15 protein-coding genes are annotated in these 15,213 nt (G+C 42.6%); 12 read left to right on the top strand and 3 right to left on the bottom strand.

Going from position 1 to position 15,213, the window contains the following annotated elements:
- Window positions 1-33 precede the first annotated feature (33 nt).
- The 12 genes from pyrH to JIG37_RS08570 all read left to right on the top strand — a co-directional run bounded on the left by pyrH (window position 34) and on the right by JIG37_RS08570 (window position 11,550).
- Window positions 34-783, top strand: coding sequence for a UMP kinase (gene pyrH / locus JIG37_RS08625; RefSeq protein WP_138599317.1), 750 nt, complete (start codon window positions 34-36; stop codon window positions 781-783).
- Window positions 784-797: 14 nt separating this feature from the next.
- Window positions 798-1,355 (top strand): ribosome recycling factor, encoded by a 558-nt coding sequence (gene frr / locus JIG37_RS08620; RefSeq protein ID WP_054553121.1) that lies wholly within the window; start codon window positions 798-800, stop codon window positions 1,353-1,355.
- 104 nt (window positions 1,356-1,459) lie between these two features.
- The gene (locus JIG37_RS08615) at window positions 1,460-2,239 is read left to right on the top strand and encodes an isoprenyl transferase (RefSeq protein ID WP_054553120.1); all 780 of its coding nucleotides are present in this window, start codon (window positions 1,460-1,462) and stop codon (window positions 2,237-2,239) included.
- 22 nt (window positions 2,240-2,261) lie between these two features.
- Window positions 2,262-3,128 carry a phosphatidate cytidylyltransferase gene (locus JIG37_RS08610; protein WP_054553119.1) on the top strand — a complete coding sequence of 289 codons (867 nt, stop codon included), beginning with the start codon at window positions 2,262-2,264 and terminating at the stop codon, window positions 3,126-3,128.
- Window positions 3,125-4,324, top strand: a complete 1,200-nt coding sequence (ispC, locus tag JIG37_RS08605) for a 1-deoxy-D-xylulose-5-phosphate reductoisomerase (RefSeq protein WP_199529191.1) — start codon at window positions 3,125-3,127, stop codon at window positions 4,322-4,324. Before JIG37_RS08610 ends, ispC begins: the two co-directional genes overlap by 4 nt.
- A gap of 1 nt (window position 4,325) precedes the next feature.
- Window positions 4,326-5,678 carry a sigma E protease regulator RseP gene (gene rseP / locus JIG37_RS08600; RefSeq protein WP_138599320.1) on the top strand — a complete coding sequence of 451 codons (1,353 nt, stop codon included), beginning with the start codon at window positions 4,326-4,328 and terminating at the stop codon, window positions 5,676-5,678.
- Window positions 5,679-5,783: 105 nt separating this feature from the next.
- Window positions 5,784-8,255 (top strand): outer membrane protein assembly factor BamA, encoded by a 2,472-nt coding sequence (gene bamA, locus JIG37_RS08595; protein WP_054553116.1) that lies wholly within the window; start codon window positions 5,784-5,786, stop codon window positions 8,253-8,255.
- Window positions 8,256-8,267: 12 nt separating this feature from the next.
- Window positions 8,268-8,786 (top strand): OmpH family outer membrane protein, encoded by a 519-nt coding sequence (locus JIG37_RS08590; RefSeq protein WP_054553115.1) that lies wholly within the window; start codon window positions 8,268-8,270, stop codon window positions 8,784-8,786.
- Window positions 8,787-8,795: 9 nt separating this feature from the next.
- Window positions 8,796-9,836 carry a UDP-3-O-(3-hydroxymyristoyl)glucosamine N-acyltransferase gene (lpxD, locus tag JIG37_RS08585; RefSeq protein ID WP_054553114.1) on the top strand — a complete coding sequence of 347 codons (1,041 nt, stop codon included), beginning with the start codon at window positions 8,796-8,798 and terminating at the stop codon, window positions 9,834-9,836.
- A 10-nt stretch (window positions 9,837-9,846) separates the two neighbouring features.
- Complete coding sequence (fabZ, locus tag JIG37_RS08580; RefSeq protein ID WP_054553113.1) at window positions 9,847-10,299, top strand: 3-hydroxyacyl-ACP dehydratase FabZ; 453 nt, start codon at window positions 9,847-9,849, stop codon at window positions 10,297-10,299.
- A 2-nt stretch (window positions 10,300-10,301) separates the two neighbouring features.
- On the top strand, window positions 10,302-11,072 hold the full coding sequence (gene lpxA / locus JIG37_RS08575; RefSeq protein ID WP_054553112.1) for an acyl-ACP--UDP-N-acetylglucosamine O-acyltransferase: 771 nt from the start codon (window positions 10,302-10,304) through the stop codon (window positions 11,070-11,072).
- 109 nt (window positions 11,073-11,181) lie between these two features.
- Window positions 11,182-11,550, top strand: coding sequence for a septal ring lytic transglycosylase RlpA family protein (locus tag JIG37_RS08570; protein ID WP_054553111.1), 369 nt, complete (start codon window positions 11,182-11,184; stop codon window positions 11,548-11,550).
- On the opposite strand, the gene cydC is transcribed toward JIG37_RS08570, so the two are convergent.
- From cydC to cydX, 3 genes are read right to left on the bottom strand one after another with little or no spacing between them, the layout of a single operon-like run.
- Window positions 11,547-13,307 (bottom strand): thiol reductant ABC exporter subunit CydC, encoded by a 1,761-nt coding sequence (cydC, locus tag JIG37_RS08565; RefSeq protein ID WP_199529190.1) that lies wholly within the window; start codon window positions 13,305-13,307, stop codon window positions 11,547-11,549. The genes JIG37_RS08570 and cydC overlap by 4 nt on opposite strands.
- Window positions 13,300-15,060 carry a thiol reductant ABC exporter subunit CydD gene (gene cydD / locus JIG37_RS08560; protein WP_199529189.1) on the bottom strand — a complete coding sequence of 587 codons (1,761 nt, stop codon included), beginning with the start codon at window positions 15,058-15,060 and terminating at the stop codon, window positions 13,300-13,302. Before cydD ends, cydC begins: the two co-directional genes overlap by 8 nt.
- Window positions 15,050-15,202, bottom strand: coding sequence for a cytochrome bd-I oxidase subunit CydX (gene cydX / locus JIG37_RS08555; protein ID WP_054553108.1), 153 nt, complete (start codon window positions 15,200-15,202; stop codon window positions 15,050-15,052). Before cydX ends, cydD begins: the two co-directional genes overlap by 11 nt.
- Between the last annotated feature and the right edge of the window lie 11 nt (window positions 15,203-15,213).

The following is a 15,213-nucleotide window of genomic DNA, read 5'->3' as shown; positions in this document are numbered from 1 at the left end:
TTTTATCTCATTACTAAGGCTGGCCCAAATATTATGACTATCAATCGTAAACCTATTTTTAGACGTGTTCTTCTTAAACTTAGCGGTGAAGCATTAATGGGAGACGAAGGCTTCGGCATCGACCCAAAAGTACTTGACCGTATGGCTCAAGAAATTAAAGAACTTGTAGAGCTCGACGTAGAAGTAGGTTTAGTTATCGGTGGCGGTAACTTCTTGCGTGGTGGTTCATTGGCAGAAGCGGGTATGAACCGCGTAGTTGGCGACCACATGGGTATGCTTGCCACTGTAATGAATGGTTTGGCAATGCGCGATGCACTGCACCGTGCATTTGTAAATTGTCGTTTAATGTCTGCTATCCCACTGAACGGTGTGTGTGATGCTTACAACTGGGCAGAAGCTATCAGCCTATTAAAATCTGGCCGCGTTGTAATTTTCTCAGCGGGTACAGGTAACCCATTCTTCACGACTGACTCAGCAGCGTGTTTACGTGGTATTGAAATTGAAGCAGATACTGTAATCAAAGCGACTAAAGTGGATGGTGTTTACTCTGATGATCCAGTGAAAAACCCAGACGCTACACTATATCGCCACTTAAGCTACAATGAAATCATTGAAAAAGAGCTTAAGGTTATGGATTTAGCTGCATTTACGCTGGCGCGTGACCACAACATGCCATTAAGCGTATTTAACATGAATAAATCAGGCGCGCTTAAGCGTGTTATTATGGGCGAAGATGAAGGAACGCTTATCTCTTCACAAGCCTCAGACGAAACTAGCAAATAGATTAGGATTGAACCGTGATTAACGATATCAAAAAAGATGCGTCAGAACGTATGCAAAAAAGTGTTGCGGCACTAGGCAGTCAATTATCTAAAATTCGCACAGGCCGTGCGCACCCAGCATTACTTGACGGTATTCAAGTGTCTTACTACGGTGCTGACACGCCATTGAACCAAGTTGCTAACGTAACAATTGAAGACTCTCGTACACTTGCAATTAGCGTGTTCGATAAGTCACTAGCGCAAGCAGTAGAAAAAGCGATCATGGCTTCAGATTTAGGTTTAAACCCAATGTCTGCAGGTACTGTTATTCGTGTTCCACTTCCTCCACTTACAGAAGAGCGTCGTAAAGACCTTATCAAAATCGTACGTGGCGAAGTTGAAAGCGGTCGTGTTGCTGTACGTAACATCCGTCGTGATGCAAATGGCGATATTAAGAGCTTATTGAAAGAAAAAGACATTTCTGAAGATGAAGCACGTCAAGCAGAAGACGAGATCCAAAAGCTTACTGATAAGTTCATCAAAGAGATGGACGCACAACTAGCTGCAAAAGAAGCTGAGTTAATGGAAATCTAATCGCTGCTGTTTATCTTTCAGACACTGATTCTGTAAGTAAACAGGCGTAACTAAATTTATTAGTTTTGAAACGCCGTCTAGGGTATACTAGACGGCGTTTTTTTATGGAATACTCGATATTTATGGTTCTTAACGCTGATAAAATTTCCCAGCAAAGTTTGCCTAAGCATGTCGCTATAATCATGGATGGCAACGGACGTTGGGCACAAGCGAAAAATCGCCCACGTGTTTATGGGCACAAAAAGGGCGTTGATGCGGTTCGTCAATCAGTGCAATTTTGTACTCGCTTAGGTATACAGTCGTTAACACTATTCGCATTTAGTAGCGAAAATTGGCGACGTCCAGAAGACGAAGTAAATACGCTCATGGAGCTATTTTTATTTGTACTGGGCAAAGAAGTTAAAAAACTTCATAAAAATAATGTAAAGCTAAACATAATTGGTGATTTATCACGCTTTTCAGAAGGTTTGCGCAATAAAGTTGATGCAGCCCATGAATTAACTCGTAATAATACGGGTCTACAGTTAAACGTGGCAGCTAATTATGGTGGACGTTGGGATATTACTAACGCCGCAACAACGCTTGCGAAAAAAGTCGCAGCCGGTGAAATGGCCGCAGAAGATATTACTGAAGAGCTAATGGCTGAACAAATGAGTATGGCCGACCAAGGTGAGCTTGATTTAATGATCCGCACCGGTGGAGATTTACGCATCAGTAACTTCCTTTTATGGCAAGCGGCTTATGCTGAGCTTTACTTTACCGATACGCTTTGGCCAGACTTCAATGAAGCTGCATTTGCTGATGCTATCGCATGTTACGTTGCCAGAGAGCGACGATTTGGTTGTACAGGCGAACAAATAAAACAATTACTCGCCGAGACCTAATTACTAGTTGAAGGTACACACATTGCTAAAACAACGAATTTTAACCTCGCTCGTGTTGGCACCACTTGCACTTATTTTGGTTTTTTATACCCCATTAACACTATTTAGTTATATCGCCGCTGGTATTGTTTTGCTCGGTGCGTGGGAATGGTCTGCATTTATGGGCCTATGCGATAAAGTTAAACGCTTTGGATTTGTAGCAGCAACGGCTGCATTTTTGGCATTACTCAACTGGCATTGGCCCATTGAATCACTTTGGCAAAATGGTCAATTAGTGGGTGATGCAAACTATCTATTTACCTTGTCATTTGCATGGTGGATTGTGGCAACATACTTAGTTTGGCGCTACCCAGCAATGGCAAAGGCTTGGAATGAAGGCATTGTAATGCGTGCCATTGCAGGCTTTTTAACCTTAGTGCCACTTTGGCTTGCATTAAATACACTACGTAGCGCAGGTTATGGCGAATCTACTCACTTTGGTTCAATGTTAATTTTAGTTGTACTTGGTATTGTGTGGAGCGCAGATATTGGTGCTTATTTTACCGGTAAAAATTTAGGTAAACGTAAACTAATGCCAAAGGTAAGTCCTAATAAAACGATTGAAGGTTTATTAGGTGGTGTAGTGGCTTCGGTTGTTTTTGTTTTAGCATTTTGCCACTTCACTAATGTTGATATGAGTGTTTGGCCAATCTATGCCGTAATGACTGCATTTATTGCGTTATTTTCAGCGGTGGGCGATTTACTCGAAAGTATGTTTAAACGTGAGGTTGGCTTGAAAGACAGCGGTTCGTGTTTACCAGGTCACGGTGGTATTTTAGACCGTATCGATAGCTTAACAGCAGCTGCGCCAATTTTTGTACTTTGCTACGCATGGACACTGAGTTTATGAGCAAAGTAGAGCAACTTGTCGTACTGGGCGCAACTGGTTCAATCGGTTTAAGCACCTTAGATGTTGTTTCTAGAAACCCGGAGCGCTTTGCGGTTTTTGCTTTAGCGGCGGGGAAAAATGCCGAGCAAATGGCTGAGTTGTGTATCGCACATCAGCCTAAGTTTGCTGTTATGGCTGATCAACAAGCCGCTAGTGCGCTATCAAATTTACTTGCAAATAGCTCGTGTAACACACAGGTGCTAGCAGGTGTTGATGCGATGTGTGAGCTTGCTGCACATATAGATGTTGATGCAGTGATGTCGGCGATAGTAGGTGCAGCAGGTCTGTTACCGACTTTAAGTGCAGTTGAAGCTGGCAAAAAGGTCTTGCTCGCTAATAAAGAGTCGCTCGTTATGTCAGGTCAGTTGTTTATTGATAAAGTAAAACAACATGGCGCCACTTTACTGCCTATCGACAGCGAACATAATGCGATTTTCCAATGTATGCCAGCATCATTACAGAATGCATCAGGCCTACTTCCTGATAATGGTGTAAGCAAAATCTTGCTTACAGGGTCTGGCGGTCCTTTCTTAAAGCGTGATTTAGCGACATTATCATCAGTGACTGTTGCTGAGGCAGTGGCACATCCAAACTGGTCAATGGGACAAAAGATTTCTGTTGATTCAGCCACTATGATGAATAAAGGCCTAGAGTTTATAGAAGCCAAGTGGCTGTTTAACTGCTGTGCCAGTGATATTGAAGTGGTGATCCACCCACAAAGTATTATTCACTCTATGGTGCAATATCAAGATGGCTCAGTGCTTGCGCAAATGGGCAATCCGGATATGCGCACACCAATTGCTCATGCTTTAGCTTTTCCTGAGCGTGTCGATGCGGGTGTAAAACCGCTCGATTTTTCACAAATGGCAGATTTTACTTTCACTAAACCAGATTATGCCCGTTACCCTAATTTAAAACTTGCCATTGATGCGTGTGAAATGGGGCAAGGTGCTACCACCACAGTAAATGCGGCGAATGAAATTGCCGTTGCTGCCTTTTTAAATGGTCAAATCGGCTTTACAGATATTTATCGAATTAACGCTGAAACGCTCAACGCAACACAAAACATCAACGTGCAAACTCTCGATGAGATTTTAGCTTGCGACCAAGCTGCACGTGTAAAAGCGACTGAGTTTGTAAAAAGAGGCATCAACTAGCATGTTTGATTTTTTCTGGAATCTTGGCTCATTTATTCTCGCCTTAGGTATTTTAGTGACTGTGCATGAATATGGTCATTTCTGGGTTGCGCGAAAAGCGGGCGTGAAAGTGCTACGTTTTTCAATTGGCTTTGGTAAGCCGTTGATCAAGTGGTACGACAAACAGCAAACCGAATATGTGATTGCTGCAATCCCACTAGGTGGTTATGTCAAAATGCTTGATGAGCGTGTTGACGAAGTGCCGCCAGAGCAGCGTCATTTATCATTTAATGCTAAATCAGTAAAAGCACGTATTGCGATTGTGGCTGCAGGCCCGATGGCAAACTTTTTATTCGCTATTTTTGCACTTGCTGTGATGTATATGGTGGGGGTGCAGTCATTAAAACCTGTGGTGGGTGAGGTAACTCAAGGCAGCCGTGCCGCTGCTGCTAAGATTGAGCCAAACCAGCAAATTATTAAAATTGGTGAAGACGACATTAACACTTGGCAAGATGCCACATTCTCGCTTATGAGTCGCTTAGGTGAGCAAAGTGTTGTGGTAACGCTTCGTGATCAAAATTATCAAAAACATGTGCGTACTCTTAATTTAGATGGTTGGAAATTAGATCAACAAGACGTACCACCATTAACCTCGATAGGTATTGTACCGTTTCGCCCTAAGGCACTTTTAGAAGTGGCCATGATCAGTAAAGGCTCGGCGGCAGAAGCTGCAGGTTTACAGGTTAACGACAAAATACTTGCTGTAAATGGTGAAAATATCAGCAGTTGGAGCAAGTTAGTTTCATTAATTCAGCAATCACCTAACAAATCCTTACAATTTAGTGTACAAAGGCAAGATAGTATAAAAGAACTGACGGTAACGCCACAAAGCAGAACCAATGATGCAGGCGTTGCTCAAGGATTTTTAGGCGTGTCTCCGGTGGTCGAGCCATGGCCAGAAAACTATATTGAAACTAGACATTATGGCCCCGTCGATAGTATTGTGCTGGGCATACAAGAAACATGGCGTTTAATTACCCTTAGTTTTGACATGATTGGTAATTTAATTACTGGTCAGGTGTCGGTTAAAAATTTAAGTGGTCCGGTGGGCATTGCAGTTGGCGCGGGAACTAGCGTAAGCTATGGCTTGGTTGCCTTTTTAAGCTTTTTAGCATTAATTAGTGTAAACCTTGGTGTATTTAACTTATTGCCGCTGCCAGTGCTAGATGGTGGGCACTTAATGTATTACATAATTGAACTTTTTCGCAAAAAGCCGGTCTCTGAGAAGACGCAAGAATTTGGTTTTAAAGTGGGGGCCTTGCTGCTTCTATTTTTAACATGTTTCGCTTTGTTCAATGATGTATCGCGTTTATAACAAGTAAGCGAAAAATTCCAATTTGAACACGATTGTAAAACACCAAAAAGTTTATTTAAAAAGGTGTTGAGCGGTAATACAGTTGTAAAGGATAAAGATAACAAAATGGCTATAAAAAAACATTTGGCAGTTTCAAGTTTATTAGGCGCTAGCTTTGCAGCCCTAGGCCAAAACTCCTTTATTGTAGAAGATTTAAAAGTTGAAGGTTTACAGCGTGTTGCACTGGGTGCTGCGTTAACGCATATTCCGATCAATGTGGGCGATAATATTGATGAGTACACAATTTCAAGAACCATAAAGGCTCTCTATCGTTCTGGTCACTTTGACAATATTAAAGCATTACGTGATGGCAACAGTGTTATCTTCCGAGTGACTGAGCGCCCAACGATCAGTATGATCGAATTTGATGGCAATAAAGATATCAAAGATGAGCAGCTAAATGAGTCGCTAGACCAGCAGGATATCCGTACTGGTGAGCCGCTTGATAAAACAGTTCTTGATAACATTGAAAAAGGTCTAGTTGAATTCTTCCACAGTATTGGTAAGTACAATGCAAAGGTAGAAGTTAGTATCACTAAGTTACCTCGAAATCGTGTAAAACTATTATTTGAATTTGATGAAGGTGATGCTGCATCAATTCGTCAAATCAATCTCGTTGGTAACGAACTTTTCTCTGATGAAGAGCTGCTTAAATTAGCTGAGTCACAGCAAGATTTGCCGTGGTGGAAGTTCATGTCGAGCGACCGTTATCAAAAGCAAACCATTGAAGGCGATTTAGAGAAAATTCGCAGTTACTACCTAGACCGTGGTTACCTGCGCTTTAATATCGATTCAACACAAGTATCTGTAAGCCCTGAGCGTGACTCTGTTTATGTAACAGCAAATATCACCGAAGGCGTTAAATACAAAGTGAAAGGCTTTGACTTTATTGGTGACTTGTTAGGTCGTGAAGAACTCATCAGAAGTGTTATCCCGCTGAAAACAGGTGAGCTTTATAATGGCTCTGTTGTGACCTCTTCAGAAGAGTTTATCAAAAGCTACTTAGCGCGTTTTGGTTATGCTAATGCTGAAGTGCGTACCATCCCAGAAATTGATGATGAAAATAAAGAAGTTCAATTAACGCTATCGGTTAATCCGGGTAAGCGTGTTTATGTTCGTCGTATCATTGTGGGTGGTAACCAAAATACCTCTGATGAAGTAGTGCGCCGTGAAATGACACAGCTTGAAGGTGCGTGGTTGTCCAATCAAAGCCTTGAGCGCTCTAAACTGCAAATTCAGCGTTTACCCTACATGGAAAGCGTTGATTTTAATGTGGTGCCAGTACCAGGTGTAGATGACCAAGTTGATGTAGATTTTACTGTGAAAGAACAATCTGCAGGTAGCTTTAACGCAGGCCTTGCCTATGGTTCTTACTTAGGTCTGCAATTTAACATTGGTGTCAGTGAATCAAACTTCTTAGGGACCGGTAACCAAATTGGTTTCAACATCAATACCTCACGTGGTTCTGAGCGTATTAGTGTGTCTTATACTGACCCTTACTTTACGCCTGATGGTGTATCGCAAGGTAGTAGCATTTTCTACAGTAACTACGATGCGAGTAAGTTTAGCCTAATCGACTATAAATCGAAGAGCTATGGTATTGGTACTAACATTGGTTTCCCAATCGATGCAGTAAACCGTATTAACTTTGGTGTTCGTTGGGTACAAGAAGAACTGTCAGATATTGCTGAGTACGAGCAAACACGTGTTATTCGTGAAACCTTCTTAGATCCAAATAACCCAGATGCAGGTTTTGACTTTACTAAGTACGAGCTAAGTGCAGGTTGGTCACGCGTTACTGTGAACCGTGGTTTATTCCCAACAGCAGGTTCGCGCCAATCTCTTAACTTAACTGCAACAACGCCAAACTCTGATTTACAGTACTTTAAGCTAAATTACGATTCACGTTTTTATTGGCCAATCAGTAATGACCATAGCTGGGTATTCTCAACGCGTGCGGCGCTTGCATATGGTAATGGTTATGGTACAACCAATGGTTATGACCAAACACTACCGTTCCAAGAGTTCTTCAGAATAACTGAAATGGAACTACGTGGTTTTGATCGAAATACGATTTTACCACGTGCTGTATCACGTGTTCCGCAAACTATCCCTGGCACGCCATCACATGATGGTGCACCGACAGGTAGCATTGGTGGTGCATCAGAGTTTGACCAGCTTTACACAGCAGGCCGAATTGGTGGTAACGCCAAAGCGGTCGCAGGGATGGAGCTTATTGTTCCAACACCTTTCTTAGATGAAGAAAACACTAGCTCTGTACGTACCAGCTTCTTCGTAGATGCAGCAAACGTATGGGATACAGAGTTTAATATTGACCGTTATCAAAACCTGTCAACAGATGAGCGTGCTAAATTGGATGATTACTCAGATCCGATGCGCTTTAGGGTTTCAACCGGTCTTTCTCTACAATGGATCTCTCCGATGGGTCCAATGCTGATCAGTTTTGCGTATCCATTGCAAAAAGAAGAAGATGACGATACGAAGACCATCAGCTTTAACATTAGTAATACATTCTAAAGGAGTTTTTTCGTGAATAAATCAATTAAATCAACAGCTTTTGCACTACTTGCTACTTTATCTATGGGCCTATCTACTAACGCATTTGCCCACAAAGTAGGTATTGTTGATATGCAAGAAATCTACAAACAAATCCCACAAATGGCGAAAGTAGAGCAAACTTTAGAAGCTGAATTCTCTGAGCGTCGTCAAGAGCTAGAAAAACTTCAAGGTGATATTCGTTTTGAAGCTGAAAAGTTCAAGCGTGAAGCGACAACGATGAGCGACAAGCAAAAAGAAGAATTACGTACTAAGATTCAAGGTATGCAGCAGCAACTTGCTGAAAAAGGTCGTCCTTTAGAGCAAGAAATCAAAATGCGTCAAAACCAAGAGCTGGCTAAAGTTCAAAAGCTAATCTTAGATGCAATCGAAGAAGTAGCGAAAGCTGGCAAATTCGATGAAGTTAAAGTTAAAGAAACAACGATTTATGTTAACCCTAAAACTGTCGATGACTTATCAAGCAAAGTTGTTGAAAAAGTAAGTAAGCAATAGAAATCATATATGCAAAACTACACGCTTTCGCAGATAGCGGATCTTCTGGGCGCTGACCTTCAAGGTGACGGCGCTACAGAGATTAAAAAAATATCTACACTTGCAAATGCCCAACATGGGCATATTGCATTTTTAGCGAACAAGAAATATCGCTCGCAATTAGATGATACTCAAGCAAGTGCGGTGATTTTATCATCAGCAGACGCTGAGTACTTTTCGGGTAATAAGCTCATTGTTGCTAACCCTTATGTTTGTTACGCCAAGCTTGCTCAGCTAATGGACACCACACCGCGCTCAGCAGTGACGGGTATTCACCCTAGTGCAGTCATTCATGATTCAGCTTCGATTGGTAATAATGTCGCGATCGCCGCCAATGTGGTGATTGAAGCGGGTGCTGTTATTGCTGACAATGTGCAGATTGGTCCAAACTGTTTCATTGGTGAGCATGCAAAAATTGGTCAAAGCACTAAGCTTTGGGCAAATGTAAGCATTTACCATGAAGTTGAGATTGGCAGCGACTGTTTATTCCAAGCGAATACAGTCGTGGGCAGCGATGGTTTTGGTTACGCTAATGAGCGTGGGGAATGGGTGAAAATACCGCAACTTGGCCGAGTAATCATCGGTGATAAGGTTGAGGTAGGCGCGTCTACTACGATTGACCGTGGTGCATTAGACGATACGATCATCCATAGTAATGTAATTATCGATAATCAATGTCAAATAGCGCATAATGTCGAGATCGGCTCAGGCACAGCGGTTGCCGGTTGCACGGTTTTTGCCGGAAGCGTCGAGATCGGTAGGAATTGTCAGATTGGTGGTATGGTTGCAATTAATGGTCACCTTAGCGTATGCGATGGTGCTATAATCACCGGCATGAGTATGGTGACGAAAGCAATCACAGAGCCTGGAATCTATTCATCAGGATTACCTCATCAAACTAACAAAGAATGGCGCCGAAGTATTGCCCACATCCGCAATCTTGGCGATATGAAAGACCGCATTAAAGCTCTTGAGTCACTGACTAAGTCACTCAATATTGAAGACAAATAAGGATGCTATTTTGGCAAATGAATTAAATAGTCTTGATATCCAAGATATTTTAAGTTTACTTCCGCATCGTTACCCGATGCTACTTGTTGACCGTGTTCTAGATTACACGCCAGGCGAGTCGTTACATGCGATTAAAAATGTAACAGTGAACGAACCTATTTTTACGGGTCATTTTCCTAATCAACCTATCTTTCCAGGTGTGTTGATTTTAGAAGCAATGGCCCAAGCAACTGGCTTACTTGGCTTTAAGACAGTTGAAAATCGTAGCGATAACGAACTATATTTATTCGCTGCGATTGATAATGCGCGATTTAAACAGCCAGTATTACCTGGCGATACTATGCATTTACATGTAGAGTTTTTAAAAGAGCGCCGCAATATATGGAAGTTTGCAGCAGAAGCAAAAGTTGACGGCAAAGTAGTGTGTACTGCCGAAATCATGTGTGCGAGAAGAGAGTTTTAATAGTGATCCATCCTACGGCGATAATCGAACCAGGTGCAAAACTTGGAAATAACGTATCAGTTGGCCCTTATAGCTACATCGGTAACGATGTAACTATTGGTGATAACTGTATCATCGAATCTCATGTGGTTGTAAAAGGCCCATCGACGATTGGTTCTGGTAACCATATTTTCCAATTTGCTTCGGTCGGTGAAGCGTGCCAAGACAAAAAGTACGCGAATGAGCCTACAACCTTGATCATTGGTGACAACAATGTGATCCGTGAGTGTGCGACCATTCACCGTGGTACGATTCAAGACCAAGGTGTAACAAAAATTGGTAGCAACAACTTATTTATGGCTTACACACACGTTGCGCATGATGCAGTAGTGGGCGATAACGTTATTTTTGCTAATAATGCCTCTGTTGCTGGCCACGTACACGTAGGTGACTGGGTGATCCTTGCTGGTAATTCAGGTGTTCACCAGTTCTGTAAAATTGGTTCACATGCCTTTGTTGGTATGTACTCAGGTGTTAATAAAGATGTGCCACCATTTGTAACGACCATTGGCACGCCGGCAGGCCCTGTAGCAATCAATACTGAAGGCATGAAACGCCGTGGTTTTGAAAGCGATGAAATCATGGCAACACGCCGTGCATATAAAACGCTTTACCGTAAGAGCTTAGGTGTTGAAGAAGCAATCGCTGAGCTAAGTGAAGATGCTGCGAAGTATCCAGCTGTTCAGTTGATGATAGACTTCGTGAAAAGCTCTGAGCGCGGAATTATTCGCTAATCAAAAGCTAATTACTAAAAGCCACCTTAAGGTGGCTTTTTTGTTTTTATAGTTCAGGTTTTGCTAAGTCAGTGCTTGTTAGCTTCACGACAAAAAAGGATCTAGTAATATGAATAAACTCATCATCTTTGCATTGTTAAGCTTAATAATAAGTGGTTGTAGTAGTGCGCCTTCAGTATCAAAAGGAGCGATAGAAAAAGGCAAAGCCAGTTATTACGCTGATAAATATCATGGCCGAATGACAGCAAGTGGTGAGGTGTTTAATCAACAGGCATGGAGCGCGGCTCATCAAACGCTTGGCTTTGGCAGCAGAGTGAGGGTCACCAATATTAGTAACAATAAAAGTGTGATTGTTACCATTAATGACCGCGGCCCATTTATCCGCGGTCGTATTATCGATTTATCAAAAAAGGCGTTTTCACAAATTGCCTCAGTCAAGCAAGGTGTGATTGACGTTACTGTTGAGCAGCTCGATTAAAAACGGGTAATAAGCTCTACGTAATCGGCTTCATTAGCCATCAATTCAGCATGACTTGCAAAGGCTCTTACTTGTCCTTGTTCTAACCAAATAACCTTATCAACACGACTTAGCATTGCTGGGTCGTGGGTAATGGTCAACATGGTTTTATCTGCCCATATTTTCTCAAGTGTAGTCAGCAAGTTTTGCTTAGTGTGGTTATCTAGACTCTCTGTTGGCTCATCAAGAATGATTAAATTACCTTGCCTTAATAGGGCTTGAGCTATGGCAATACGACGTGACTGACCATGAGAAAGTTTTCTGCCTGCGGTTCCTAAGCGGGTATTAAGGCCGGCTTTTAAGTTCTTAAGCCAAGAGCCAAGTTCAGCGTTTTCACAGGCTTCAATTAGCATCTCATCTGTCGCATCAAAAGCTGCATAGCGTAGATTTTCACCTAGCGTGCCATCAAAAATATGATGCTGCTGGGCAACTATCGTTAGCTGCTTAAAGCGTGTTGCAGTGCTCAAGCTTTCAAGTTCAAAGTTATCTTGCTTGGTGGTGAGCTTTAATGAGCCTGATTGCAGCGGCCAAAGGCCCGTGAGTAAGTTAACTAGAGTGGTTTTGCCACTGCCACTGGCACCGACTAGGGCAACTTTACTGCCGGGTGTAATCGCAAAATTGATATTGCTAAGGGCTTTACTTTTTGCCCCCAAGTATTGGTAATTGACCTCGCTTAGCTCAAGACCAAGCCCTGATTTGTCAGCTAATTGGTTTGCTAGCTGATCATCTAAGTTGTTTGGCTTTTCGGCTAAGCTGTTGTGTTTATCTTCAAGATCAAACAGTCGCTTTGCGGCACTTAAAGTAAGCGGCAATTCAATAAATGCCGTAGGAAGAGTGAGCACGGTTTCAAAGCTTGCTAATACAAATAACGCGAGCATCGCCAGTTCAACGTTTTTCATACTCCCTATTGCAACCAGTGGAATTATCATAAATACACTGGCTAGCATGGTGAGTTGTATCACCAAAGTGTTTAAGCCATTACTATTTGCTATGGCCTTGTGACGATTGTAGAGCTGGCTGTTGTATTGTTTACTGAGTGAATCACAATGCGCTAATTGCGCCGCGTGTGCTTGATAGACAGCAAGCTCTCTAGCACCTGATAACGTATCGGCAAGTTCAGATCTTAACTCGGCTGAGAGCTGGGTTTCGTTATCCGCTTGTTGGTGAAGCTTATGGCTTAACAATGTGGGAAGCAGTACGCCAATAATCATCAGTGAAGTAAAGCACACTAATGCAACGTCAGCGTTATACATGGCCATGAAGGCCATTACTATAGGAATGCTGAAAAGGGCGACAATAATAGGCAGCAGTACATTTAGGTAAAACTTATCCAGCGCATCGACATCATTCTGTAGCCGGTTAAATAAATCGCTACTACGACTCATTGCTAAGTCAACGTTGTTCAGTTGGCTCAAAGTCTTGAACATGTTTACGCGAATTTCGCTCAGTAATAAAAAGGTAGCATTATGAGTTATCATCCGCTCACCGTAACGAGACGCTGTGCGCACGATAGCTAAAAAGCGGATCACTCCAGCTGGGGTAAAGTAATTCATCTGCACACCAGCAATGCCCGCCGCTGCCATGGCTGCTAAAAACCACCCCGATATAGCGAGCAAGCCTACATTAGCAAGTACCGTTAAGCTTGCTAAAAAAGCTCCTAAAAGCAGCATGCCAGTATGAGGTTTGCACAGTTTTAATAGACGTATAAAGTTATGCATGGGCGTCACCTTGGCTTACCAGTTTAGCAAATAGGCCAGCTTGCTCAGTCAGTTGCTGGTACTGACCAGATTCAACAATGTGACCTTGTTGCATAACGTAAATCTTATCGGCGTGTTTAACCGTATTCAGTCGGTGAGCAATAACTAGCACTAAGTGATCTTTTGCATACTCACGGATCGCTTGATTGATTAAATGCTCGGTTTGGCTGTCTAAGTGAGCGGTAGGCTCATCTAGCATTAGCACAGGGGCATTCTTCAAAAATGCACGAGCAAGGGCAATACGTTGTTTTTGCCCACCAGAGAGGCCTTCTCCTTGTTCACCGAGCAAGGTATCAAAGCCATCAGGTAGTGCAGTAATAAACTCAAGTGCGCCAGCTTTACTTGCTGCTTCATCGAGCTCTGCTTGGCTTGCATCGGGTTTAGCTAAACGCAGGTTCTCTGCAACGCTCCGATAAAAAAACGTGGCGTGTTGTGGGATCCACGCCAGCTGTGCTTGCCAATCAGCTAATGCAGTATCACTAAGTGGTTGCTCGTTAATGCTAATGGCACTATTGGCCTGATGATGAAAACCCAATAGGCAATCAAACAAGGTACTTTTACCCGAGCCACTTTCACCCACAAAGGCAATTAAGCCTGAGCTTGGCAGGGTTAAGTTGATATCAGTTACCCCTTCGTTTGTTTCAGGGTAATGAAAGGTAAGCGCATTCAGCTGTATATGCTTTATTGGTAACTCAAGTTTAGATGACCCTACATGTTCATCGGCGTCGCTTTGATTGATTATGTCGACCATATCAGCAGCGGCACTGATCCCTTCGAGCTTTGCGTGATAATGAGTGCCCATTTGTCGAAGTGGTAAGTAAAACTCAGGGGCCAGTAGTAACACCACAAATCCAGTGGCAAAATCGAGGGTACCAAAAAATAATCTAAAGCCAATGATCACAGCAACAAGTGCCACACTAATGGTGGCTAAAAACTCAAGGGCGAAAGACGATAAAAAGGCGACTTTCAATACACCCATGGTTGCTCCACGGTAATCATCAGAAATCTGACTGATGCTATTTAGCTCACGTTTGGTTGCATTAAAGAGCTTGAGTTGAGTCAGGCCTTGTAATCGGTCAAAAAAGTAATTACCAAGTACCGCAAGTTGTTGCCAGCGCTCTTGGTTTAACTGCTCCGCTTTATGGCCCACTAAAATCATAAAAAAGGGGATAAGCGGGGCTGTTAAAAGGAATATGAGGCCTGCTTTGTAATCGGTTGGAAAAATCATCACTAATATCGCTAGTGGAATAAGCGCACTGTAAGCCACACTTGGAATGTAATTAGCGTAATATTGATGCAGTGCTTCAACCCCATTATGTAAGGTGTTAAGTGTTGCGCCATGACCTTTTTGTTCACTGTAGGCTGGCCCAAGTTTGCTGAGCTTTTCTAGCAATGTATTTCGCATCACGTTTTTTATTTTTAACGCGGCGCGGTTACTTACGCGTTCACTTAGGGCAACCAACAAAGCACGAACTAAAATTAGCCCAGCCAGCGGCCATAATAATGGGCTTACGGCTTGCAAGTTTGCTTGTTCAAACATGACTTGATGAGCCGCGTTTGCAAGAAGATAACAAGAGGCAATCATTAATAGGGCGTTGAGTGTGCCCAGACTAATGCTTAATTTAAGAAGTCCTGAAGCGGACTGGCTATACTGCTTTAAAAAAGCGCGCAGCGTTTGCTGCTGCGCGCGATTTGGTCGGGGTTTAGTTGTCATCGGTGTTTTTGAGTCTCGCGTAAAGCTCTAGCTCATCATCGGCAATCGAATCTTTATGTTGGTGGAATTCGTACCACATTACGTTGATCACCCCAAGGGTACAGGCTAATAGAACACCTAAAATCCAGGCAAAATACCACATAATTAAATCTC

It is taken from the genome of Pseudoalteromonas sp. bablab_jr010 (genome assembly GCF_016464105.1).
GTDB lineage: Bacteria > Pseudomonadota > Gammaproteobacteria > Enterobacterales > Alteromonadaceae > Pseudoalteromonas > Pseudoalteromonas simplex.
Note: the sequence above shows the minus strand (reverse complement) of the source record. Positions and strands in the feature narration are given on the sequence as shown.